The sequence below is a fragment of the Actinomadura sp. RB99 genome (assembly GCF_014706005.1).
In the GTDB taxonomy this organism is placed as follows: Bacteria; Actinomycetota; Actinomycetes; order Streptosporangiales; family Streptosporangiaceae; genus Spirillospora.
This window is the reverse complement of sequence record NZ_JABMCA010000063.1, coordinates 29,066-51,609: the sequence shown is the minus strand read 5'-3', so window position 1 is coordinate 51,609 and position 22,544 is coordinate 29,066. Positions and strand designations below refer to the sequence as shown.

Here is a 22,544-nt window from a genome sequence, read left to right as displayed (position 1 = left end):
TCCGAGGAACCCGCGGGGCCGTTTCGTTGTCGGTCGTGCCGGCCGGTCGTGCTAGGCGAGCTGGACCGTGCCGGTCACGTCGGCGGCCAGGCGGAGCTGGTCGCCGTCGCGCAGCGGGGCCTCCACGCCGCGGGGGAGCCGCTCGCCGTTGACGAACGTCCCGTTGGTGGAGCCCTCGTCGCGGACCCAGGCCGTCCCGGACGGGTCGAGCCAGACCGTCGAGTGCCGCCGCGACACGTTGTCGTACTGGGTGAACGTGGCGGCCACGGGCGACTGGCCGGCGTCCCGGCCGAGCACCAGGTGCTGGCCGACGGAGACCTTCAGCTCGCCGGTCGGGAACTGGACCCGCAGGATGGGCGTGCCCTTCTGGGGCAGCGGCCGGCCGCACGAGTTGCACTGCGCGGCGCCCGGGTTGGTCAGCACGGCCTCGCAGTACGGGCACATGAACGCCGTGCTGTCGGGCTGCTGCGGGTGCTGGTGGCCCCGCTGCTGGTCGGGCGGCAGCAGGGTCGCCTCGCGGCCGTGCGGCGGCGGGATCGGCGGCTGCTGCTGCGGCGGCGGGCCGTACTGGTGGTCCGCCGGGCCGGGCTGCGGCATGTACTGGTCCGGCTGCTGCTGGTACGGCTGCTCGGGCTGGTACTGCGGTTCCGGCTGCCGGTACTGGTCGGGCGGCGGCTGGTGCTGCTGCGGAGGCGCACCCCACTGGTCCGGCTGCTGCTGCTGTTGCTGCTGCGGCGGCATGGCCCACGGGTCCGCCGGCTGCTGCCCCTGCTGCGGAGCCCCATGCTGCGGCTGGCCGTGCTGCGGCTGCTGCGGCGGCGGGCCCCACTGGTCCGGCTGCTGCTGCGGCGGTGGCCCCCACTGGTCCGGCTGCTGCTGCGGGGGCGGCCCCCACTGGTCCTGCGACGGCTGGCCGTGCTGGGGCGGGAGCCCGCCCTGCTGAGGGACGCCGTGCTGCGGAGCACCGTGTTGGGGAGCGCCGTGCTGCGGAGGCTGCTGGTAGTCGTGCTGGGGCGGCTGCTGGTACGGCTGGCCTTGCTGCGGCGGGAAGCCGCCGTGCTGGGGAGCGCCGTGCTGGGGAGCGCCGTGCTGCGGAGCACCGTGCTGGGGCGGGCCGCCGTGCTGTGGGGCACCGTGCTGGGGGGCGCCGTGCTGTGGAGCGCCGTGCTGCGGCGGGCCCTGGTCGTACCCGCCCGGACCGGCCCGGTGGCCGCCCCCCGGGCGTGCCAGGTTGGCCCCGCAGCTCAGGCAGAGCAGATCGCCCTGCTGGTACGGCTCGTCACAGACAGGACAGTTCAAGGTCGCCATGACACATCCCCCGAGCGCACGCCGGCGCGTTCGAGCCTCGACGTGAGGTGCTCCATGTCACCCCTTCGCGGGATCCCGATGTAGTACACCCGCCTTCCCTCCGGCCCTTCGTCCACGGACACCTGCACTCGGGGCCCTGCGTGTTCCCTAGTCTTACCGATGCCGGCCGATGCCCCGTACCGCTCCTCCCCCAGCGGGGTGAGCGGGACGGCGCGCTGGTTCGCCGACCCCCTCCAGAGTAGAGAGCCACCTTCCGGGTGTCGCCCCCTCGGGTTGAGCCGGTCGACGTACGGCCCCGCCATCACGGCATCGCACAGGTCGAGGATCTCGCGCGACCCCCTGACCCGCGAAAGCCGAGAGTAGACATATCCGCTGTACACCAATATGTCCAATGGCATCGTCTCACGCCGCGCGGCACGCCACGCGCGGATCCCGCGCAGCAGGGCGGCGAGCGCCTCGGGCTGCTGGAACGGCTCCCCGCCGGAGATCGTGATCCCGTCCAGCGGGCCCGGAAGGGACTCCAGCCAGCCGAGAACGGCCTCGACCGGCACGGCCTTGGCCGGGTCCGCCTCCCAGGTGTCGCGGGACAGGCAGCCGTGGCAGTGCAGCGTGCAGCCCTGCGTCCAGATGCCCGCGCGCGTGCCGGGGCCGAGTGTGGTCACCGGATAGTGCGCCTTGGCGAGCAGCAGCGCGGGAGCCTCGTCCGGGGGCTCGCCGGGGGAGGGGACGGGGGGTCCGGCGGTCACTGGATGTCCAGGTGGACGATGCCGCCCTCGCGCCGGATCCCGTACACGGTGATCCGCTCGTCGGAGCCCAGCTCGCGGTCGAACAGCGCGCGCGCCAGCGGGTTGACGAAGTGCGACTCCAGCGCCATGCCGATGCCCCGGCCGCCCTTGTCGAGCTCGTCGGTGCACCAATCGCGGAGCGTCTGCAGCGCGTCGTCCCGCACCGTCAGCATGAGCCGGTGCTCGTCGGCGACCCGCTTGCAGATGTTCGCGAACTGCAGGTCGAAGATCTTGTGCGCGGCGTCGCCGGAGATGAAGTCGAACACCACGATGTTGTCGCCGAACCGGTTGAGCAGCTCCGGCCGGTTCAGCACCTCGGTGAAGTGCGCGGCGACCGCGTCCTTGATCCGCTGCTCCACCTCGAAGTAGGACATCCCGGGTGTGATGTTGCGCACCCGGTCACCCGCGAGCGCCGGGACGGCCTCCAGCATGCCCGGCTCGCGGCCCGGCACGAACATCCCGAGGTTCGAGGTGAAGATCAGGATCGACTCGGAGAAGTGCACGGTGTTGCCGCGCCCGTCGGTGAGCCGCCCGTCCTCCAGGATCTGCAGGAACTTGTCCAGGATCCGCGGATGCGCCTTCTCGATCTCGTCGAACAGGATCACCCGGAACGGGTCCTCCCGGACGGCGTTGGTCAGCTCGCCGCCCGCCTCGTGCCCGACGTACCCGGGCGGAGCCCCGATCAGCCGGTCCCCGGAGCCCTCGGCGGAGAACTCGCTCATGTCGAAGCGCAGGTAGGCCGACTCGTCGCCGAACACCAGCTCGGTGATCGCCTTGGCCAGCTCGGTCTTGCCGGTGCCGGTCGGCCCGGCGAAGAACAGCACGCCGCGCGGCCGGCTGCCGGACCGGGTCGCCTGCGCGCCCGACAGGCCCAGCACCGCCCGCTTGAGGATGTCGAGGGTCTTGGTGACGGCCTGCGGCTGCCCGATCACCCGCTCCGGGACGCGCTTCTCGCCCTCCAGCACCCGGCGCCGCAGGTGCCCGCGGCTCCACGGGTTGTCGAGGACGCCGAGCTTGTACGTGCGGACCGCGTCGGGCAGGTCCGCCAGGTCGACGTTGCGCTCCTTCGCCAGCCGCGTCACCTCGATCATCGACTGGAGGGTGAGCCCGTCGGCCTGCTCGGCGAACGAGTCGCACGCCGCCGCGGCGGCCTCGTCCGCGCCGACGTCGCTCACCCCGAACGCGCGGGCCAGCAGCCGCGCCGTCTCCTGCCGGTCGCCGAGGTGCGGCCGCGGGATCGTGATCTCGCGGATCGTGTCGTTGTCGGCGGTCAGCCAGGACGGCAGGTCGCCCGGCCGCTCCACCAGCCACACCACCGGGTTGTACAGCGGCTTCGGCCGCGCCCCGTTCCCCCGGACGGGCCGGGCCGTCCGCGACAGCTTCGCGCAGAACCGGAAGAAGTCCCGCTCGGCCGGCTCCATCTCGGTCGGGGTGCGGGCGATCCGGGACGCCGAGTCGATGACGAACGCGGCGCGCACGTTCTCCTGCGGCCGCGCCACCGCCGCCAGGTGCCGGGTCAGCGCCTCCAGCGACGGCCGCTCGTCCTTGATCTTGCCGAGCACCCGCTCGGCGGCGCGCTCCGCCTCGTCGCCGGCCTCGTCGCCCGGCGGCGGGACGATCTCCAGGCCGTCCACCGGGTCGTACACCACCATGAACGACGCGCCGCTGGCGCGCAGCGTCTCCCACAGCAGGGACCGCAGCGGCAGCAGCCGCGCGGGGCCGCCGCCCTCGGCCGGCGGCGCCAGGAAGCTGTCGTACAGGTTCCCCGACAGGACGTACTGGGAGTGCACCGACAGCGTCGCGTCGAGTTCGCGGATGAACGGCGGCCAGCCCTGCAGCCGGCCGCCCAGGGTCGGCGAATCAATGCTCATCTGGCTCGCTCCACTCCGCATGTCCCGAGGGGCGCCGGCCTCCCGCGCCCCGCGGCCCCCATTCTCCGATCACGCGCCGCCGACGGGAGACGGCACGTCACGTGGGACGCTCCCGGCGGCGTTCGCGTTGCCCCGAACGCCCACCAGTCTGCCGTGACGCGCCGCCGACCGGCAGTTCCCGCACCCCGGGATCCACCCGCCAGGACACCTCGGAGCGGATCCCGCCGTCCGCCAGCCGCGCCCGCGCCGCCTCGAACGCCGCGCACCACTCGCGCTCCCGCTCGACGTCGACGCGCCGGTCGTCCTCGCTCTCGGCGGGCCGCTCCCGGACCATCGCCGCCTCGACGCGCGCGGCGCCGTCGACCCGCATCCGCACGCTGTGGTCGGGCCAGGCGCCCTTGGTCAGCACCACCGAGCCGTCCCCGGCGGTCAGCGTCTCGAAACCCGGCTGGACCTCGTAGCCCATGTCCTCGAACGCGGCGGTGATCGAGTCGAGCACATACCGGCGCTCCGCCTCGGCCTGCTCGGCGGCCTCCCGCTCGGCGGCGCGGCGCCGCGCCAGTTCGCGCGCGTCCTCGGTGCGCCGGTTGGCCTCGCGGATCCGCAGCCGGACCTCGTGCAGGACGCTCTCGGCCTCCTCGGCGGTGCCGACGGCGGCGAGGAGGCGGGCCGCCTCGGCGACCGCGCGGCGCTCGTCCTCGGCGGCGTCGGGCAGCAGCCGCGCCATGATCCGTTCGAGGGTCCGCTGGGCGTCGTCGCCGCCGCGACGGGGCGGCGGGGTCCGGCCGGTGTCGGCGCGGAGGCCCTCGGCGGGTGCGGTGAAGACCTGCGCGGTGACCTGCGCGGCGAGATGCTCCGACAGGCGGCGCTCGGCCTCGTCCAGGAGCCGGTCCGTCGCGGCGCACCAGGCGGTCAGCTCCTGCGCGGACTCCTCGCCGGGCCGCAGCGGCGGCGGCAGCGCCACGTCCGCGCCGAGCTTGGCGCGGGTCTCGGCGAGCGCCGCGATGCGCGCGTTGCGCTCGACGACCTCCCGCAGCGCCCGCTCGTGGGTCCGGACCTCGGCGAGCGCCGCCTCCCGCGCCTCGGCCCGTCCCGCGGCGAGCGCGGCCAGCGCCTGCGCGCCGCGACCCGCCGCGTCGCCGCCGCGGCCGAGCACCCGGTTCATGCCCAGGGTCAGCACGACCGCCGCGTCCAGCACGATGTCGGCCTCGACGCCGCTGCTCATGTGGGGGTCCCTCCGGGGTGGCTCGTGCGGGCCTGCTGCCAGCGGTGCATCCGGACACCGGCCGCCACCGCGTGCGCGACGGCTCCGGCGACCATCACCAGCACCCACAGCACGCTCGCGATGGACGTCAGCGCCGCCGCCAGCAGCAGCAGGATCAGCAGCGGCACCGTACCGGCGAGGAGCAGGAACCCGCAGCCCCGCCGGTCATTGCGGCGCGCGGCGCCCGACATCGTGCGCGACGCCCGCGACAGTCCCCGGCCGCCCGCGCCGAGCACCTTCGATATCAGCGACCACGGCCCGTACGGGAGATAGTCGCCGCCCTGCGCGCGCGCCAGCAGCACCTCGGCGCCGCACTGCACGCCCCACGCGATGACCGCCAGGACGGCGAGCGCCGCGAACGGCACGCCGCCGCCCGACGACGCGTGCAGCCCCACCGAGGTCGTCCCGTCGTCGTGCTTCCCGGCGCCGAACAGGCTGCCGACGACCCAGCTGCCCGCCAGCCAGATCGCCAGGATCGGCAGCGACCACACGACCGCCCGCGTCACCGCCGCGCCGCGCCCGGCGAGGCGCTGCCGCTCCCGGTCCGCCCACTGCGCCCGCAGTTCCTCCGAACGACGCGCCGCCGCGTGCCGCTCGCGCGCCCGCGCCTCCGCCTCCACGACGGCCTCCGGCAGCGCGCGCGCGACCGCGAGCAGCCGCAGCGGATCGTCGCCCGCCCCGTCCGCCATCCACGCGAACCACGGCACCGGCTCCGGGACGGCCGCCCGGGCCCGCGCCGCGCCCTGGGCCAGCGACCGGTGCGCCTCCGCGGGCCGGGCCGCCAGCGCGAGCAGCGCCAGCAGGACCGCCGGCGGGTTCCCCGTCTCCGCGTCCGGCAGCCGCGCCGCCAGCCCGGCCGGCGTCGCGTCCTGGGCGCGCAGCCAGCGCGCGAGGTCGTTCCATGCCGCGACGTGCGCGCGCCACTGGCCGTCGATCCCGGCCAGCTCCCCGGCGCCCGCGAAACCCGCCAGGACGCGCAGCAGGCCGTGCTCCCACAGGTCCCGCCCCATCCGGCACGCGAGGCGATGGTCGGGGTGCCGGGGATCGTCCGCGAGGGCGGCGAGCGCGGGCAGGTCCTCGGCGGACGTCCTGCGCCCGAGGTAGTGGGGCGGCAGCGCCGGATTCAGCCACAGGACCAGATGCAGCAGCTTCACGTCCGGCGGCAGCGCCGACGTGAGCGGGCCGTCCACCAGCGCGATGCGGCTGTCGTCCGGCACGCCCGTGAGCCACTCCCGCAGGCTCCGCCACGCCTCGCCGGACTCCCCGCGCCCGAAGAAGTACTGCGCGGCGTCGTCCCAGTTCTCCACCAGCGCGCGCGCCAGATCCTCGCGCCTCGCATAGCGGGCGCCGAGGAACGGCAGCCCGACGCCCGGCTGCGCGGCCTCCTCCACGACGTGCGGCGACGCGCCGTCCAGCCACTCGGCGACCTGCTCGCCGGTCCACCTGTGCCGCGGATCGCGCGTCAGCAGTCCCTGGCAGAGCAGCCGCAGCCGCGCGTCCGGCACGTCGTCCGCGCTCACCGGACGCGTCGCCAGATGATCGACCACCACGGTCTCGCTCATCCCGCGGAACGGCGCCCGGCCCGTCGCGCACTCCCGCACGATCATCCCGAGCGACCACCAGTCCCGGGCCGGGGACACCTGCCCCGACAGCGACTCCGGCGCCGCGTACGCCAGCGTCCGCGACGACGACGCGAACACCACGCTCTCGTCGAGCACCTTGCTCAGCCCGAAGTCGGCGATCGCCAGCCGCAGCGGCTCCGCCTCCAGGACCAGCACGTTCTCCGGCTTCAGGTCGCGGTGGACGATGCCCGCGCGGTGCAGCGCCGCCAGGCCGTCCGCCAGCTGCGCCGCGATCTCCCTGACGGTCCCCTCCGGCAGGGGGCCGTCGATCAGGTTGCGCAGGTTGCCGTCCGGCGCGTACGCGGTGACCTCGTAGTCACGGCCGTCCGCGTGGCCCGTCTCGACGATGCGCAGCACGTGCGGCGAGTCCAGCGACGGCAGCTTCGCCCACACGTCCCGGTCGGCGTGGTACCCGCGGCGGAACACCTTCGCCACGAACCGGTCGCCCCGCTCGTCCCGCACCAGCAGCAGGTCCGACTCCGCGCCCTGCACCGGCAGCTCGGCGACCGCCTCGTACCGCTCCGCCAGCGCCGCCGGCAGGCGCATCAGCGGATCGCCGGCCGCCTGCCCGTCCCGCCGCGTCGCCCCGGGTCCGGACGCCGGCGGCGTGCGCGGCGCGGGCACCCGCTCGTCCCGCCGGGTCGCCCCGGCGTCCCGCCGCGTGTCCCGCGGCCCGCTCCCGCCGGATCCGGCCTCGCCGGACCCGGTCGCGTCGAACTCGCCCACCGCAGCCCCGTCTAGTCCTTGTCCTTGATGGCCCGCAGGTACTCACTGATCTTGAACTGGTTGATCAGGAACTCCAGGACCATCCGGGTGGTCAGCAACTGGAAGATCCACAGGAAGGGGGTCGCGATGAGGGTGAGCAGCCCCAGGGTCGTGTTCCATTCCAGGAAGGCGACCCCGTACCACGCGACCAGCAACGCCAGCAGCGTTATCAGGACCAGTGCCAGCCGGTAGACCATCTTGATCATCCGGGTGGTGACCATGTGGTCGAAATTGGTGTCGAACAGCGCGCTGATCAGGCCCTTCTCCTGCGGGCCGCGAGAAGGGGGCTGCCAGCCCTGCGGCTGCTGGTAGGGGCCGGTGCCGTAGGTGCCGGGCGGGCGGGGGCCGGGGACGGGCCCGGGCTGCTGCTGCGGCGGCGGGCCGTACGGTCCCCCGCCGGGGCCGGACGGGGGTCCCGGGGGGCGCGGTGATTGGCCGGGGTCCGATGGGTGCGTCATCGCCGTCGTCTCCAGTCTGGGGCCGCCTATGGGAAGACTCTAGAGCCTGATCCGGGCGTGCGGACGGAACGGGACGCGCGGCTCACCGGGCGTGCCGTGGTTCTCCCGGACGCGGCCGATGGGCACGCTGCGGGATTCCGCCGGCACGGGTGGTGACGGGAATGTCGCGAAACGGGGCGGCGGGCGAGTCGGACATGGTATTCGAGTCCATTCTCTGAGACATGGGTCCGAGGACCCCCTTTCGGCGGCCGCCCCGTGGGGCCAGGGGCTTAGAGTCCTTCGCTCACCTGCGGATTTTTCGTTCATTCGATAATTGGTCAAGAAAAGTTCACCTTGCTGGTGCACCGTTCTTGGGATCGGTCCAACCGGATATCGGGTAACTTCTCACGAGTCCGTCAGATTGGCCGTTTCAATTCTTGATCGTGGCGTATTTCGATGGTTATCGTGGCCCGCGACTCCGGAAATCCGGCGCGGCGCCGTACCGGGCCGTCCGGACGGCCCGGTGGAGGGTGTGGTGAGGCACGTGACCTTTCGGGGCCCCGCGTGACGCTGGTGATGCTCCCCGACGACGTTCCCGGCCTGGGGGTCTTCCGCGGCGTGGCGGCCGAGCGGTTCCGGGCGGGGTTCTCGCCGCTGTCGGACGAGGGGCTGGAGTTCACCGCCCGGATCGGGAGCACGCTGGCCGAGCGTCCCGCGGTGCTCGCCCTCTACCCGTCGTGGCGGCCGGACGCGGCGGGCCGGCTGCTGCGGTTCGCGCGCGCGTCGCTGGGGACGCGCCGCCTGGCGATCGTCCCGCTCGACCTCCCGCCGCTCGCGCTGTCGCTGGTGGCCGACCAGTTGGCCTTCCTCGCCCCGTACGTCGCGCCGGGGACGCTCGCGACCGTCGCGCCGAGGCTCGCCGGGCTGCTGGTCGCCGGGGCGCGGGTGAACAGCGTCACCCGGCTGGAGCACGTGCCGACGGGCTTCGGCGATCACCTCGCCTCGTACCTGCCCGGCAGCGAGTTCCTGGTCACGGCGGCCCCGTATCCGTCGGTCCTGCGGGCCGGGCCGGACACTGCGCCGGTGACCGGTGACGCGCCGCGGCCCCCGGTGGTCGTGCTGGCCGCCGAGCACGGCGGCAGCGCCGCCTGGGTCCGCGACCGGCTGGGGCGGGCGCTCGGCGCGGTGTCGGTGTCGATGGTCGCCGACCAGCCGCTCGGCGCCGAGTACTGGCGCGCGAAGAGGTACGTGGAGTTCGTCGCGTTCAGCGGGGATAGCGGCGTGCTCCAGGCGATGCTGCGGGACGCGGTCTGCGAGCCCTGCCCGTGGTGCGGTGCGGCGGTCGGCTCGCCGGTCTGCCCGTTCTGCGCGATGGTCCAGCCCGTCCGGACGCCGCCGCCCGCTGCGGCGCCGCCGCAGGCCGGGCACGCCGCCGCCCCAGGACCGTCCCCCGCGTGGCCGCTTCCGGCGGAGCAGCCGCAGCCGCCGCCGGCGCGGCTCGTCAGCGCGCCTCCCTGAAACCGGGCCGGCGTCCCCGAGTCCCCGTCCCCGTCGTATGCGAACGGAGTCACATGAACCCCCGACAGCGCCGCGGCGTGCTGCTCATGATCCTCGCGGCGGTGGGCGCCGTGACGGTGTTCGTGTCGGTGCTCGGCTATGTCGGCTCGGTGCGCGCCGAGGTCGGCGAGAAGCGGCAGGTGCTGCGGTTGAAGGTCGCCGTCCCCGCGTACGGGCGGCTCGACCCGGGCATGGTCGAGCGCGTCGAGATGCCGGCCAAGTGGTCGCCGGACACGATGCTCACCGATCCGGCGTCCGTCGCGGGCAAGGTCGCGCCGACCGCGCTGGTCGCGGGCGCCTACCTGCAGCAGGGCATGCTGATCGACGCGCCGCTGCTGCAGCCCGGCCAGCGCGAGATCGCCATCATGATCGACGCGGAGACGGGCGTGGCGGGCAAGGTCAAGCCCGGCATGGTCGTCGACATCTATGCGACGTTCCAGCAGCAGTCGCAGCGCGACCAGCGGTCCTGCGCGTCCCGGATCATCCGGCGCGCGCAGGTGATCCAGGTCGGCCGGACGACCCGGCAGCATTCGGGGTCCAACGCGCAGGACGTGAACACGGTCGTGCCGATCACGTTCGCGCTGGCGGCCGACGACAGCGTGAAGCTGACCTACGCGGAGGCGTTCGCGAGCCATGTCCGGCTCGCGCTGATCGGCGGCGACCAGGCCGACGCGGCGAGCGACCCGGTGCGCAAGCTCGGCGCGATCTGCGACATGCCGGCGGCCCGGTGAACGGCCCCGTGACCGGACGGCCCGTCCGGGTGCTGCTGGCCACCGCCGACCGCGACCTGGCGTCGCTGCTGAACGCGCAGTTCCGCGAGCTCGGCGCGGTGGAGGTCGCCGGGGTGGAGACGAGCACCGGCGACGTGGTGGACGCGGCGGCGGGCGCCCCGGGACTGGACGTGGTGCTGCTGCACCAGGCGCTCGGGCCGCTGCCGGCGCTCGACCTGATCCGCGAGCTGGGCGTCCGGCATCCGCACCTGCCGGTGGTGCTGATCGCGGAGGAGGCGACGGCGGAGACGTTCGGCGCGGCGATGGCGGCGGGCGCGCGCGGGGTGATCTCGACGGAGCCGACGCTGTCGGAGCTGCAGGGCCGGGTGGAGGCGGCGGCGGAGTGGGCCCGGACGATGCGCCGGCACTTCGACTCGTCCGAGGACGGCCCGCTGCCCGGCCGCGTCGGGACGGTGCTGGCGGTGTGCGGCGCCAAGGGCGGGACGGGCGCGACGACGATCGCGGTGCATCTCGCCGTGGCGGCGGCGACGGCGGGCCGCGGCGTGTGCCTGGTGGACCTGGACCTGCAGAAGGGCGACGCCGCCGGCTACCTGGACGTCGTGCACCGGCGCAGCATCGCCGACCTCGTCGGGGCGGCCGACGACCTGGACGGCCCGACGCTCGCCGAGGCGCTGTTCGTGCACCGCCTCGGCCTGCACCTGCTGCCGGCCCCGGCGGAGGGGGAGCGGGCCGAGGACGTCCCGGCCCGCGCGGCGCGGCAGATCCTCGCCGCGCTGCGGGCCCGCTACCAGGTGGTGATCGTCGACTGCGGCGCCCAGCTGTCGGAGGCGAGCGCGATGGCGGTGGAGCTGGCGGACCGGGTGGTGATCGCGGCGACCCCGGACCTGCCCGCCCTGCGCGGCGCGAAGCGGCTGGTGAAGATGTGGGGGCGGCTGCGCGTCCGCAAGGAGGAGGACGCCGCGGTCCTGCTGAACCGGCACGACCGCCGCAACGAGATCCAGCCGGACCTGGCCGCGAAGATCGTCGGGGTGGGGCTGCTCGGGACGACGGTCCCGGCGGTGTACCGGGCGCTGGAGGACGCGTCGAACACCGGCTCGCCGGAGGCGGTGAAGAGCTCCGACTTCCGCAAGGCGATCAGCGGGCTGGTCCGCGAGACGGGCCTGCTGGACGACCCGGGGGCGCCGGAGGGGACGCACGACCGGGGCGCGGCGTCGGTGGACTTCGCGGCGATCGTCCCGCTGGTCGGGCTGGTGCTGCTGCTGTGCTGGCAGGCGCTGCTGACCGGGCTGACCTCGATGTACGCGAGCCACGCGGCGGACGAGGCGGCGCGGGCGGTGGCGGTGGTCGGCTACGACACGCCGGAGGCGAGGCAGGAGGTGCGGCGCCGCGCCGTGGCGCGGGTGGCGGGCCCGTGGGGCGGCGAGGGCGTGCTGCACCTCGGGGTCGAGGACGGGTACGCGAAGGTGACGGTGGACGTCCCGGCGGTCCTGCCGGGCTGGTCGTCGACGTTCGGGCTGACCACCCGCGCCAGGATCGTCGACGAGGGCGCGGGGGACGGGTGACGCCGTGGCCGCCCCCGACACCGTCCGGACCGCGCGTCCCGCCGCCGACCGCGGGACCGCGTCCGTCGAGTTCGCCGCGCTGCTCCCGATCGTGCTGGCGGTCGTGCTGGTCTGCTTCGAGGCGCTGATGGCGTCCGTGACGGTCGAGCGGGTGGAGAACGCGGCGCGGACCGGCGCCCGCGTGGCGGCCATGCGGCAGGACGCGGCGGCCTGCGTCCCGGCGGCGGCCGCGGCCCTGCCGGGCTGGCTGAACGAGCGGACGCTGCGCGGCGGTGAGGCGGGCGGCGACGGCGTGTCCTGCACCGTCCGGGCGAAGGTGCCGCTGCTGTGGCGCGGCGTCCCGCTCGACTACACCGTGACCCGCACCGTCACGATGCCGGAGGGGTGAGCCGATGGGACTGAGGGACCGCCTGGAGGACGAGCGGCTCCACGGCACCGCCGCGAGCCGCGCCGGGGTGTCGCACTGGCGCCGCCGGCTGCTGGAGGAGGTGAACCTCGACGAGCTGGCGCTGCTCGGGCTGGCGCAGCGGCGGGCCCGGCTGGAGAAGGTCACCGGGCACATCGTCGGCCGCGAGGGGCCGGTGCTGTCGCCGGGGGAGCGGGCGGCGCTGGTCCGCCGGGTGGTGGACGAGGCGCTCGGCCTCGGCGTGCTCGAACCGCTGCTGGCCGACGAGACCGTCACCGAGATCATGGTGAACGGCCCCGACCACGTGTTCGTGGAGCGGGACGGCCGGGTGGAGCGGGTCGACACCGCGTTCGCCAGCGAGGACCAGCTGTACCAGACGATCGACCGGATCGTCGCGCAGGTGAACCGCCGGGTGGACGAGTCGAGCCCGATGGTGGACGCGCGGCTGCCCGGCGGCGAGCGGGTCAACGTGATCATCCCGCCGCTGTCGCTGGTGGGGCCGGTGCTGACGATCCGCCGGTTCCCCCGCTCGTACACGATCGAGGAGCTGGCCGCGCGGGCCAGCCTGGACGCGCCGACGGGGCTGCTGCTGGCCGCGTTCGTCCGGGCCCGGCTGAACCTGGTCATCTCGGGCGGCACCGGGACGGGCAAGACGACGATGCTGAACGCGCTGTCGGCGTTCATCCCCGGCCACGAGCGGATCGTCACGATCGAGGACTCGGCGGAGCTGCGGCTGCGGCAGGAGCACGTGGTGCCGCTGGAGTCGCGGCCGCCGAACATCGAGGACAAGGGCCGGATCACGATCCGCGACCTGGTCCGCAACGCGCTGCGGATGCGCCCGGACCGGATCATCGTCGGCGAGGTCCGCGGCGGCGAGACCCTCGACATGCTCCAGGCGATGAACACCGGCCACGAGGGCTCGATGGTGACGGTGCACGCCAACTCCACCGAGGACGCGGTGTACCGGCTGCAGACGCTGGCCAGCATGAGCGACGTCAAGCTGCCGTTCGACACGATCCGCGACCAGATCGACAGCGCCGTCGACGTGATCGTGCACCTCGGCCGGGGCCCGGACGGCTCGCGCCGGATCGTGGAGATCGCGGCGGTGGCGACGCGGCGCGGGGAGCGGCTGCGGCTGGAGCCGATCATGACGTTCGAGTCGCTGCCGATCGGGCCGGACCGGGTGGTGCGGGGCGAGTTCCGGCACCGCCCGCTGCCCGCGCCGCTGGCGACCCGGCTGTTCCACGCCGGCGAGGGCGTCCCGCCGGTGTTCGGCGTCCGGGCCGACGAGGGGGAGGGGCGATGAGCCTGCCGGTCATCATGCTGCTGATGGCGGTCACGGGGGTCCTGGCCGTCTGGGGGGCGGGGGAGCTCGCCGCGGGCCGGGAGCTGCGCCGCGGCATCACCGTCCGGTCCCGGCTGGACGGGGAGGCGCCGCCGGACGGCCCGCTCGTCCGGCTCGACCGGCGGCTGCGCGGCACCGAGCTCGGCCGGCTGCTGGCCCGCCGGATCGCCGCGGCGGGACTGGCGATGCGCGTCTCCACGTTCCTGCTGGGGATCGTCGCGGGCGGCCTCGCCGCCATCGCGCTGATCGGCCGGCTGCTCGGGCCGGTGTTCGGCGTCGCCGCCGCCGTCGCGGTCGGGTTCGTGTTCTTCGGCTACCTGCGGCGGCGGGAGGAGCGGCGCAAGGAGGAGTTCGTCGCGCAGCTCCCGGAGCTGGCGCGGGTGCTGTCCAACGCCGCGCAGGCCGGGCTGTCGCTGCGCACCGCGATCGCGCTGGCCGCCGACGAGCTGGACGACCCGGCCCGCACCGAGCTGCGCCGCGCCGCCGACGGGCTGCGGCTCGGCGAGTCGCTGGAGGCGGTGCTCGGCGACCTCGCGGGCCGGCTGCCGTCCCGGGAGCTCGGCGTGCTGGTCAGCACGCTGCTGGTGTCGGCGCGGTCGGGCGGGTCGCTGGTCACCGCGCTGCGCAGCATCGCCGCGACGCTGGAGGACCGCAAGGAGATCCGCCGCGAGGTGCGCACGATCCTCGGCCAGGCGGTGGTGTCGAACTGGGCGGTCGGGATCCTCGGCGTCGCCGGCATCGCCATGATCAACCAGATCGAGCCGGGGGCGCTGCGCGAGATGAGCACCCATCTCATCGGGCAGCTGATGCTCGCGGCCGGCGCGGGGCTGTTCGTGACCAGCCTGGTGGTCATCCGCCGGATCACCCGGATCGACGTGTGAGGTGACCAGATGATCTTCGTGCTGGCGGGCGGCGCCGGGCTCAGCGTGCTGCTGGGCGCCTGGGGCTTCGTCCTGCTCACCGGCGGGGAGCGGGTGGCGGGGTCGGCGCTCGCCGCGTCCGCCCCGCCGCCCGCCGCGCGGCCGGGAAGGGGCGAGGTGTTCGGGCTGAACCGGCTGGCCGGGCGGATCGGCCGGCCCTTCGGCCGCCCCCTGATGACCGCGCTCGCCCCCTGGCACCGCCGGATCCGCGAGCGGATCGACGCGGCGGGCCGCCCGGGCGGCATGACGGTCGAGTCGTACGCGCGGATCACCGCCGGGTACGCGGTCCTGTTCGGGTCGCTGGGGGTGCTGCTGCTCAGCGCGGGGCAGGTGCCGATGGGGCTGATCTGCCTCGCCGGGATCTTCCAGAACGAGCTGTTCCTGCTCGGCCGCGCCCGCAGCCGCCGCGACGAGATGCAGCGCGGCATGCCCGACTTCCTCGACGTCCTCGCCGTGACGGTGTCGGCGGGCATGGGGTTCCGGCACTCGCTGGCCCGGGTCGTGGAGAGCATGCCGGGGCCGCTGGCGGACGAGTTCACGATCGCGCTGCGGCAGATGGAGCTCGGCACGTCCCGCCGCGAGGCGTTCGAGGACCTGCGGCGCCGCAACCGGTCGGAGATGCTGAGCCAGTTCGTCACGGCCGTCCTGCAGGCCGAGGAGCTGGGCGCGCCGCTCGCCACCGCGCTGATCGACATCGCCACCGACATGCGCCGCGAGTCGGCGCAGTGGGCGCGGCGCAAGGCGCAGCGGACGACGCCGCAGGTCACCGCCGTCACCACCGCCCTCACCCTGCCGGCGCTCATCCTCGTCGTGCTGGGCGCGCTCTTCTACAGCTCGGGAGCTGATCTCGGTGCCGTCCTCGGCCACTGACCCCGCCCCCGGCCTGGGCCCCGGCCCGGGTCCCGGCTTCGGCCCCGCCCCGGAGGGCGCGGGCGGGTGCGAGGCCACGCGGGCCCGGTCGCGGATCGACGCCGCGTTCCGGCTCCTCATGCAGGTGCGGACGCTGATGGCCGCGATCACGCTGCTCGTCCTCGCCGTGCGCGGGCTGACGGTCGCGACGTTCGTCATGGTGGCGTGCGTCGGGCTGCTGTCCTGGCTGGTCTCCCGGCATGTGGACCGGATCGTCCCGCGGCTGCTCGACCACCCGCTGCTCGTCGCGCTCGACCTGTGCGTGGGGTTCGCGGTGCTGGCGGTGTGCGGGCCGTCCGGGCCGTTCTTACTGTCGACGGTGGCGACCGCGGCGGCGGCGGGGCTGCTGTACCGGTGGCCGGGCATGCTGATCGTGTCCGTCGTGCAGATCGCCGGGTACTTCGTCACGTTCGCCGTCCCGCACGCCGACGTCGGCACGTTCCAGGCGCTGGCCAGCCAGCCCGCCTACTACCCGCTCGTCGGGTTCGCGGGGGTGGCGCTGCGGCGGCTGTTCGAGGAGCACGCGGCGGCGGAGGACGCGCGGGTCGCAGCCGAGGGCATGGCCGCCGCCGCCGAGGAGCGCGCCCGCCTGGCCAGGGAGATGCACGACTCGCTCGCCAAGACGCTGCGGGGCGTCGCGCTCGCCGCGTCCGCGCTGCCCGCGTGGGTCCGCACCGCGCCCGAGCGCGCCGAGCGGGAGGCGGCCCGGCTGGCGGACGCGGCCGAGACCGCGTCCCGCGAGGCGCGCGGCCTGCTGACCGACCTGCGCGACGCCACCGCCGCCGCGCCGCTGCCCGAAGCGGTGCGCGCCGCCTGCGCCGCCTGGTCGGCCCGGACGGGCGTCACCGTCCACGCCGACGTCGCCGGCGACGCGCGGCTCCCGCAGCGCTCGCGCCACGAGGTGCTCGCCATCCTCGGCGAGGCCCTCGCCAACGTGGAGCGGCACGCGGCCGCCGCGAACGTGACCGTCCGGCTCGCGCGGACGGCGGGCGACGTCGTCCTGACGGTCCGCGACGACGGGCGCGGGTTCCGCACGGCGCCGCTGGACGACCACGCCCGCCGCGGCCGCTACGGCCTGGTCGGGGTCTACGAGCGCGCGGAACGGGCCGGTGGGACGGCGCTCGTCCGCTCGGAGCCGGGCGAGGGCACGACCCTGCTCGTCCGCGTCGCGACGGAGCCGGCCGAGTCCGCCGGTGCGGACCGGCCCGCGGAGGTGAGCTGAATGGGCGCGACGCGGGTCCTCGTCGCCGACGACAACGTGGTGGTCCGCTCCGGGCTGGTGTCGCTGCTGGAGGCGCACGGGATCGAGGTCGCGGGCGAGGCCGGCGACGGGCGGCGCGCCGTGGAGCTCACCGCCCGGCTCCGCCCCGACCTGGTGCTGCTGGACGTGCGGATGCCGCTGATGGACGGCGTCGCCGCCGTGGCGGAGATCAGCCCGCTGGCCCCGGTCCTCATGCTGACCTACACCGACGACCCCGGCACCGTGCGGGCGGCGCTCGGCAAGGGCGCGACCGGCTACCTCGTGCACGGCGCGTTCACCGCGGACGAGCTGATCGCGGCCGTGCACGACGCGGTCGGCGGCGCGCACCCGCTGTCGCCCGCGGCGGTGTCCGCGCTGGTCGGCGCCGTCCGGGAGGCGTCCGGGGCCGCCGAGACCGCCGCGCCCGCCGAGGCCCGCACGCCGCCGGACGCCCCGCACGGCGGGTTCGGCCTGTCGGCGCGCGAGGCGGAGGTCATGCGGCTCATCGTCCAGGGCGCGTCCAACGGCGAGATCGCGGCGCGGCTGTTCCTGGCGGAGAAGACGGTGAAGAACCACGTCAACCGCATCTACGCCAAGCTCGGCGTCACCTCGCGCGGCGCCGCGATCGCCCGCTGGATCGGCACGTCCGGTGATCTGGGGCGGAGCCGGTGACCGGCACCGGGGACCGGTCCCCGGCCCCTGGGCCCACGCGCCCGGGCCGCCGATTGGGACGGCGGGCCCTGGGAATGGCGCCGCCCGCTCCATATTTTGGTGGTCGTAAAACGGCCGGGCGCACGTTCCGGTCGAAAATACGGCCGACCAGGAAAGGACGCCGATGAACCTTGAATCGGTGCGTGAAAGGGTTCTGGGCGACGATCGCGGAGCCGACGTCTTCGAGTGGGCGGGGATGCTGATCCTGGTGGCCGCCGTCATTGCCGGCCTCTACGGCCTCGGCATCGTCGACACCACGACGAACGGCGTCAAGGGCGCCCTCACCAGCATCTTCTCTGGTGACCCGGGCGGCGGTGGCGGCGGTGGCGGCGACAAGGGCGACGACAAGACCTGTGTTCTCGGCATCTGCTGGTAAAGGGAATCGATGATGAACGTTCTGCTTCCGGCCGTGGTGCGCGCCCGGTTGTCGATGCGGGCGGGCGCGGAACAGGCCGCGCTCTTCTTCCGAGACCGCGTCGAACGGCTCAAGAACCCCGACGACCGCGGGGCCGACATTTTCGAGTGGGCCGGGATGCTGATCCTGGTGGCCGCGATCATCGCGGGGCTCTACAGCCTCGGGATCGTCGACACGGTCACCAAGGCGGTCCAGGACGCGCTCAAGAAGATCTTCGAGGGCGACCCGGGCGGCGCCAAGGGCGACACCTGATGGGCGAGGCCGCGGCCACCGGAGCGGCGGTCGCGGGAGCGGCCGCCGGGTGGCTGTGCGCCCCGGTCACCGCCGCCTACCGCGGGCCGCTCACGTCCCGCGCCCGAGCCGGGGTCGCGGTGCTCACGGGCGCGGTGCTCGCGGCGCTCGCGGTCCGGCTCGGCGGACGGGCGGACTCCGTGGCGTTCGCCTACCTCGGTGTGGTCGGCGTCCTTCTCGCGGTGATCGACGTCGCGGTGCGGCGGCTGCCCGACCCGCTCACGCTGCCGTCCTACCTCGCGGGGGCGGTCCTGCTGGCGGCCGCCGTCCCGTTCACCGCGCACGGCGCGCTCCGGTTCGCGCACGCCGCGATCGGGATGGCGGTGCTGTGGGCCTTCTACTTCGTCCAGCACCTCCTGCTGCCGCACGCGATGGGCGGCGGCGACGTGAAACTGGCCGGTGTCCTCGGCCTGTACCTCGGTTGGCTCGGTGAGGCGGCATGGGTGACGGGCGTGGTCGCCGGTTTCCTGTACGGCGGCGTGTACGGCGTGACGTGGCTGCTCCTCGGCCGCGCCGGACGCAAGGACGAGTTCCCGTACGGCCCGTTCATGCTGGCCGGCGCGTTGACGGGCATCCTGTTCGGCGGCTGGTTCGCGCGATGAACCGGGCGGGCCGCCGCGGCGACGAGGGCGCGGCCACCTCGGTCCTCGTCGTCGGGATGGCGCTGTGCCTGGTCGCGGCGGTGCTGCTGTTCGGCCGCGTCGCGCAGGCCGGCGACATGCGCAGCCGGGCGCAGCGCGGCGCGGACGCCGCGGCCCTCGGCGCGCTCGAACCGCTCCGGCTGCGGCTGGCGGAGATGGCGCTGTCCGGGACGCCGCCCGCGGGCCTCGGCGCGTGGCTGCTCGCCGACGACGCCCCGCAGAACGCGGCCGAGCGCTACGCCCGCGACAACGGCACGCGCGTCGACGGCAAGGTGCACCTCACCGGGCTCGACGGGACATACGCGAAGGTCAAGGCCGTCACCGCCGACTGCCAGCTCAAGAAGGACGGCGAGCTCACCGAGCAGGAGAAGGACGACCTGCGCCACGGCCGCCATCTCTGCACCGACTCCAAGGGGGACAGGGGCATCGGCCGCGTCGGCAACGCCGTCGCGATCGCCCGTCTCGTCGTGCCGGACTGCACCTACGAGTTCTCCCCGGTCCCGCCGGGCGAGTCCGCCCCCGAGGAGCAGCCGACGGCCCCCGCCCGGCTGGTCTGCGACGGCACCGTGGCATGGCCGGGCGGCGACGCGGCGGCCGTCGAGAAGACGTTCAAGCTCCGGCTCGTCGACAAGGAAAGCGACGTCGCCTACAACGGGTTCCCGTACCAGAACATCGGATACGGCGGCGCGATGCCGCCGCCGGGCCCGCTGCCCGCAGGGACCCCGGAGATGATCCGGCGCGCCATCGCCTTCGCCGAGGCGCAACTCGGCACCCCGTATCAATGGGGCGGGACCTGCACGGCGCCGAACCCGAACGTGGCGACCATGGGGAACTGCGACTGCTCGTCCCTCGTGCAAATGGCGTACCGTGCGGCGGGAATCTCGATTCCCCGTGTCACCTATGACCAGTGGAGGTTCGGCCAGGGCATTCCTGCCGGGCAGGAGAAGGCGGGCGACCTGGTGTTCTTCAATATGGGTCCGCGCGGCCCCGAACACGTCGGAATGGTCGTCGATCCGGCCACCCACACGATGATCGAGGCACCGCACACGGGCGACGTCGTGAAGTTCGCCACCTACGACGGGAACATCGGTTTCCGCCGCCCCTACGCGGGCTGATGAGAAGCCCCGGTAACGGGCAGGGGAACGGCCGGAGAACGGCCCTGTGAATAGGCCCGTATTTGGGTCCTCGGACTCATTCGCGATGGAATCGCGCGTGCGAGCCTGCGAGGCGTGTCCCCCCAGCAGCGCAGCCCGGACCGGCTCGCCGACCGCGGCGCGTCCGTCCCGGAGTACGCCGGGATCCTGGCCCTCGTCGCGGCGGTCTGCGCGTCGCTCTTCGTCCTCGGCGTCCCAGGTCAGACCAGTGATGCGGTGTGCCGGGCGCTGCACCGGATGCACCTCGGCGACGCCTGTGCGGGAGGCGGCGGGAACGGCGGCCGGACCGACCCCGACGAGCCCACCACCGCCTGCACGACGGGCATTGAGACGAAATACCTCGAAGAGACCGTGACGATCCCGACCCGCATCAACGTGCGGACCAACAGCCGCGGCACCGTCCAGCTCACCCGCAAGGTCGGCCCAGACGGGAAGACCAGCTGGGAGGTCACCGACTTCACCTGGGGCGAAGGGGCGGCCGCCAGCCCGGACTTCGACTTTGGATTCGGCAAGTTCGGCATCTGGGGCGGCGGGCAGTTCACCAATGGAACGGTCTACGCGTTCGACGGCGAGAAGGAGGCGAAGAAGTTCTTCGACGACCTCGTCGACCACCGCATCGGGAACACCGCGAAATTCGTCGTCCGCACCAATCCCATCACCGGCGGATTCTCCTGGCTCATCGGCAAGACCCCATGGGTCGGCAAGTACTACGACCGCTGGATCGGCGGCAGCGAGCCCGACAGGAAACCGTCCGCCGACTACCAGGAGGGCGGCCCCACCGGCGGATTCAAAGGCGAGCTGAACCTGTGGAAGGTGAAACTGCCGTTCAAGGCGCGCGGCTGGCTGATCGACGGCACCCGCACCGACCACAAGACCGGGCAGCGCACCACCTACTACACCGAGAAGGGCGAAGGGGAGATCGGAGTCCTCGTCGACCTCGGCGACGTCTGGAAGGTGCTGCCCAAGGGCACCCGCGAACGCGCCGCCGCCGGCGCCGCCGACGCGCTCGCCCTCGCGGTCGACGAGATCGGCAAGCGGCTCGGCGGCAAGGGCGTCGAGCTGTCGCCCGCCGAGGTCGAGAAGATCAAGGGGCAGATCCGGCTCAACCCCAACCTCGGCCTGAACGTCAAGCACCGGGGCCAGACCACCTGGGCGTACACCGAGGACAAGGACGGCGACCCGATCAGCCTGACCAAGACCGGCAACTCCCAGAACGTCATCTACTTCCGCGCCGACGGAAAGGCCAAGGGCTCTTTCGAAGGCGACAAGGGCGAGCTGACCGCCGGCAAGCAGTGGATCCTCAGCTCCCAGCGCACCGTCACCGACAAGACCCTCGACTACGCCGACCCGCAGGACCGGCAGGCGTTCGAGGACTACACACGGACCGGCGACGACGGCGCCCTCGACCGCTACTTCGACGGCGGCGGCGGGCGGATGTCCCGGCTGACCTACGACGTCGGCGGCGACACCGGCAAGCTCGACGTCAAGGGCGAGGCCGGCGGCAAGAGCAAGTTCGGCGGACTGTTCGAGAGCTCCACCGAACACCAGATCAACACCCTCACCGGGGCCCAGTACTACAAGCCGGGGGAGGGGTGGGTGCCGTGGAAGCGCTGCCTCGGCTGACCGCCTGCGCCGCCCTCGCCCTCGCCGCGGGCTGCTCCGCCCACCACGACCCGCCGCCCGTCCCGGCGGGCTTCCGCGAGTACCGCACCGACGCCTACACGTTCGCCTATCCGGCCGGCTGGGCCCCGCACGGCGGCACCGACGAGAGCGGCGCGCCGACCCTCGACGTCGACGGCCCGGAACTGCCGTCCGGCGTCGACGACGGCCAGATCCACCTCGGCCGCCGCGACCGTTTCCCCGGCGAACTCGACGGCCAACTGGCCCAGTTCCGCGGCCTCGCCCTGCTGAACGGCTACCGCCTCACCACCGTCCGCCGCACCGCGCTGGACGGCGCCGACGCACGTCGCGTCGAGGCCCGCTACACGATCACCTCGGCCGACGGCACCCGCACCCCCATGCGCCTGACCGGCCTCTACGTCCTCACCGAGCGGCGGACCCTGCTCGAATTCATGATCCGTTCGCCCGACGGCGGTACCGCCGCCGCCCGGGTCCCCGCCATCCTCGGGTCGTTCCGGCCGAAGGAAGGACGATGAGACGCCGCGCCGTGGTCCTCGCCATCGCGGCCGCCGCCGCGTGGGCCGCGCTGTACCTCCTGGACCTCGCCCCGGCGGGCCGGGCCGCGCTGCTGGTCGCCGGGCCGGTCCTGCTCGTCGCCGCGCCGCTCATCGTCGTCGCGGACGCCGCCGCCCGCCGCCGCACCCCCGCCCGCGCCACCGGCACCGTCCTGGCCTGCGAAGGCGAGGGCGTCGAGCCGTCCGGCTGGGAGTACACGCTGACCGTCCGCTTCACCTCCGCGGACGGCCGCGACCACGTCATCACCGAGTCCGGCCGCCCCCGCCGCCGTCCGTCCGACCGGATGACCGTGCGCTACGACCCCCGCGACCCCGCCCGCGCCCGCCTCGACCTCGGCGCCGCGCCCGCCTGGACGGCCGCCGCCGTGGTCCTGCTCACCGGCGCCGTCGTCACCTGGTTCGCCGCCCGCTGAAG

23 protein-coding genes are annotated in these 22,544 nt (G+C 74.3%); 17 read left to right on the top strand and 6 right to left on the bottom strand.

Annotated features, from left to right (window positions below; translation table 11 throughout):
• Positions 1–51: 51 nt before the first annotated feature.
• Positions 52–597: an FHA domain-containing protein gene (locus amrb99_RS38020; RefSeq protein ID WP_190865588.1), complete on the bottom strand. Its 546-nt coding sequence runs from the start codon at positions 595–597 to the stop codon at positions 52–54.
• Between amrb99_RS38020 and amrb99_RS38015 the strand changes: the two genes are divergently transcribed.
• Complete coding sequence (locus amrb99_RS38015; RefSeq protein WP_190865585.1) at positions 571–1,392, top strand: hypothetical protein; 822 nt, start codon at positions 571–573, stop codon at positions 1,390–1,392. The genes amrb99_RS38020 and amrb99_RS38015 overlap by 27 nt on opposite strands.
• Here amrb99_RS38015 and amrb99_RS38010 read toward each other — a convergent pair.
• The 5 genes from amrb99_RS38010 to amrb99_RS37990 form a co-directional block, all read right to left on the bottom strand.
• On the bottom strand, positions 1,296–2,054 hold the full coding sequence (locus tag amrb99_RS38010; RefSeq protein ID WP_347257025.1) for a 4Fe-4S single cluster domain-containing protein: 759 nt from the start codon (positions 2,052–2,054) through the stop codon (positions 1,296–1,298). The two genes, amrb99_RS38015 and amrb99_RS38010, sit on opposite strands and share 97 nt — an antisense overlap.
• Positions 2,051–3,964 (bottom strand): AAA family ATPase, encoded by a 1,914-nt coding sequence (locus amrb99_RS38005; protein WP_190865583.1) that lies wholly within the window; start codon positions 3,962–3,964, stop codon positions 2,051–2,053. Before amrb99_RS38005 ends, amrb99_RS38010 begins: the two co-directional genes overlap by 4 nt.
• A 97-nt stretch (positions 3,965–4,061) precedes the next feature.
• Positions 4,062–5,189: a response regulator receiver protein gene (locus amrb99_RS38000; RefSeq protein WP_190865581.1), complete on the bottom strand. Its 1,128-nt coding sequence runs from the start codon at positions 5,187–5,189 to the stop codon at positions 4,062–4,064.
• Positions 5,186–7,576, bottom strand: coding sequence for a protein kinase (locus amrb99_RS37995; protein WP_190865579.1), 2,391 nt, complete (start codon positions 7,574–7,576; stop codon positions 5,186–5,188). Before amrb99_RS37995 ends, amrb99_RS38000 begins: the two co-directional genes overlap by 4 nt.
• An 11-nt stretch (positions 7,577–7,587) precedes the next feature.
• A complete protein-coding gene (locus amrb99_RS37990; RefSeq protein WP_190865577.1) occupies positions 7,588–8,073 on the bottom strand; it encodes a DUF4282 domain-containing protein in 486 nt (161 codons plus the stop codon).
• 543 nt (positions 8,074–8,616) lie between these two features.
• Between amrb99_RS37990 and amrb99_RS37985 the strand changes: the two genes are divergently transcribed.
• The 16 genes from amrb99_RS37985 (at position 8,617) to amrb99_RS37910 (ending at position 22,542) form a co-directional block, all read left to right on the top strand.
• Positions 8,617–9,570: a hypothetical protein gene (locus tag amrb99_RS37985; RefSeq protein WP_190865575.1), complete on the top strand. Its 954-nt coding sequence runs from the start codon at positions 8,617–8,619 to the stop codon at positions 9,568–9,570.
• 53 nt (positions 9,571–9,623) lie between these two features.
• Positions 9,624–10,340, top strand: coding sequence for a Flp pilus assembly protein CpaB (gene cpaB / locus amrb99_RS37980; RefSeq protein ID WP_190865573.1), 717 nt, complete (start codon positions 9,624–9,626; stop codon positions 10,338–10,340).
• Positions 10,341–10,348: 8 nt separating this feature from the next.
• A complete protein-coding gene (locus amrb99_RS37975; protein ID WP_347257024.1) occupies positions 10,349–11,902 on the top strand; it encodes an AAA family ATPase in 1,554 nt (517 codons plus the stop codon).
• Positions 11,903–11,906: 4 nt separating this feature from the next.
• Positions 11,907–12,290 carry a TadE family protein gene (locus amrb99_RS37970; protein ID WP_190865571.1) on the top strand — a complete coding sequence of 128 codons (384 nt, stop codon included), beginning with the start codon at positions 11,907–11,909 and terminating at the stop codon, positions 12,288–12,290.
• A 4-nt stretch (positions 12,291–12,294) separates the two neighbouring features.
• Positions 12,295–13,614: a CpaF family protein gene (locus tag amrb99_RS37965; RefSeq protein WP_190865569.1), complete on the top strand. Its 1,320-nt coding sequence runs from the start codon at positions 12,295–12,297 to the stop codon at positions 13,612–13,614.
• Positions 13,611–14,534 (top strand): type II secretion system F family protein, encoded by a 924-nt coding sequence (locus tag amrb99_RS37960; RefSeq protein ID WP_190865567.1) that lies wholly within the window; start codon positions 13,611–13,613, stop codon positions 14,532–14,534. Before amrb99_RS37965 ends, amrb99_RS37960 begins: the two co-directional genes overlap by 4 nt.
• Positions 14,535–14,543: 9 nt before the next feature.
• Positions 14,544–15,443: a type II secretion system F family protein gene (locus amrb99_RS37955; RefSeq protein WP_190865565.1), complete on the top strand. Its 900-nt coding sequence runs from the start codon at positions 14,544–14,546 to the stop codon at positions 15,441–15,443.
• The gene (locus tag amrb99_RS53475; RefSeq protein ID WP_190865563.1) at positions 15,424–16,704 is read left to right on the top strand and encodes a histidine kinase; all 1,281 of its coding nucleotides are present in this window, start codon (positions 15,424–15,426) and stop codon (positions 16,702–16,704) included. The genes amrb99_RS37955 and amrb99_RS53475 overlap by 20 nt, the downstream gene beginning before the upstream one ends.
• Positions 16,705–17,394, top strand: a complete 690-nt coding sequence (locus tag amrb99_RS37945; protein WP_190865561.1) for a response regulator transcription factor — start codon at positions 16,705–16,707, stop codon at positions 17,392–17,394.
• A 163-nt stretch (positions 17,395–17,557) separates the two neighbouring features.
• Positions 17,558–17,809 carry a hypothetical protein gene (locus amrb99_RS37940; protein WP_190865559.1) on the top strand — a complete coding sequence of 84 codons (252 nt, stop codon included), beginning with the start codon at positions 17,558–17,560 and terminating at the stop codon, positions 17,807–17,809.
• 12 nt (positions 17,810–17,821) lie between these two features.
• Positions 17,822–18,100, top strand: a complete 279-nt coding sequence (locus amrb99_RS37935; RefSeq protein ID WP_190865557.1) for a hypothetical protein — start codon at positions 17,822–17,824, stop codon at positions 18,098–18,100.
• Complete coding sequence (locus amrb99_RS37930; RefSeq protein ID WP_190865555.1) at positions 18,100–18,741, top strand: A24 family peptidase; 642 nt, start codon at positions 18,100–18,102, stop codon at positions 18,739–18,741. The genes amrb99_RS37935 and amrb99_RS37930 overlap by 1 nt, the downstream gene beginning before the upstream one ends.
• Complete coding sequence (locus amrb99_RS37925; protein ID WP_190865554.1) at positions 18,738–19,895, top strand: C40 family peptidase; 1,158 nt, start codon at positions 18,738–18,740, stop codon at positions 19,893–19,895. The genes amrb99_RS37930 and amrb99_RS37925 overlap by 4 nt, the downstream gene beginning before the upstream one ends.
• A 114-nt stretch (positions 19,896–20,009) precedes the next feature.
• Entirely contained in the window at positions 20,010–21,557 is a 1,548-nt protein-coding gene (locus amrb99_RS37920; RefSeq protein ID WP_190865552.1) for a hypothetical protein, read from the top strand.
• Positions 21,536–22,090 carry a hypothetical protein gene (locus amrb99_RS37915; RefSeq protein WP_190865550.1) on the top strand — a complete coding sequence of 185 codons (555 nt, stop codon included), beginning with the start codon at positions 21,536–21,538 and terminating at the stop codon, positions 22,088–22,090. Before amrb99_RS37920 ends, amrb99_RS37915 begins: the two co-directional genes overlap by 22 nt.
• Positions 22,087–22,542: a DUF3592 domain-containing protein gene (locus amrb99_RS37910; protein WP_190865548.1), complete on the top strand. Its 456-nt coding sequence runs from the start codon at positions 22,087–22,089 to the stop codon at positions 22,540–22,542. Before amrb99_RS37915 ends, amrb99_RS37910 begins: the two co-directional genes overlap by 4 nt.
• Positions 22,543–22,544: the final 2 nt, after the last annotated feature.

Bases quoted from the DNA above. Each gene is read 5' to 3' on its own strand.
- amrb99_RS38020 (WP_190865588.1), bottom strand. From the start codon at position 597: ATGCCGCAGCCCGGCCCGGCGGACCACCAGTACGGCCCGCCGCCGCAG.
- amrb99_RS38005 (WP_190865583.1), bottom strand. From the start codon at position 3,964: ATGAGCATTGATTCGCCGACCCTGGGCGGCCGGCTGCAGGGCTGGCCG.
- amrb99_RS38000 (WP_190865581.1), bottom strand. From the start codon at position 5,189: ATGAGCAGCGGCGTCGAGGCCGACATCGTGCTGGACGCGGCGGTCGTG.
- amrb99_RS37990 (WP_190865577.1), bottom strand. From the start codon at position 8,073: ATGACGCACCCATCGGACCCCGGCCAATCACCGCGCCCCCCGGGACCC.
- cpaB (WP_190865573.1), top strand. From the start codon at position 9,624: ATGAACCCCCGACAGCGCCGCGGCGTGCTGCTCATGATCCTCGCGGCG.
- amrb99_RS37965 (WP_190865569.1), top strand. From the start codon at position 12,295: ATGGGACTGAGGGACCGCCTGGAGGACGAGCGGCTCCACGGCACCGCC.
- amrb99_RS37960 (WP_190865567.1), top strand. From the start codon at position 13,611: ATGAGCCTGCCGGTCATCATGCTGCTGATGGCGGTCACGGGGGTCCTG.
- amrb99_RS37955 (WP_190865565.1), top strand. From the start codon at position 14,544: ATGATCTTCGTGCTGGCGGGCGGCGCCGGGCTCAGCGTGCTGCTGGGC.
- amrb99_RS37945 (WP_190865561.1), top strand. From the start codon at position 16,705: ATGGGCGCGACGCGGGTCCTCGTCGCCGACGACAACGTGGTGGTCCGC.
- amrb99_RS37940 (WP_190865559.1), top strand. From the start codon at position 17,558: ATGAACCTTGAATCGGTGCGTGAAAGGGTTCTGGGCGACGATCGCGGA.
- amrb99_RS37935 (WP_190865557.1), top strand. From the start codon at position 17,822: ATGAACGTTCTGCTTCCGGCCGTGGTGCGCGCCCGGTTGTCGATGCGG.
- amrb99_RS37930 (WP_190865555.1), top strand. From the start codon at position 18,100: ATGGGCGAGGCCGCGGCCACCGGAGCGGCGGTCGCGGGAGCGGCCGCC.
- amrb99_RS37925 (WP_190865554.1), top strand. From the start codon at position 18,738: ATGAACCGGGCGGGCCGCCGCGGCGACGAGGGCGCGGCCACCTCGGTC.
- amrb99_RS37910 (WP_190865548.1), top strand. From the start codon at position 22,087: ATGAGACGCCGCGCCGTGGTCCTCGCCATCGCGGCCGCCGCCGCGTGG.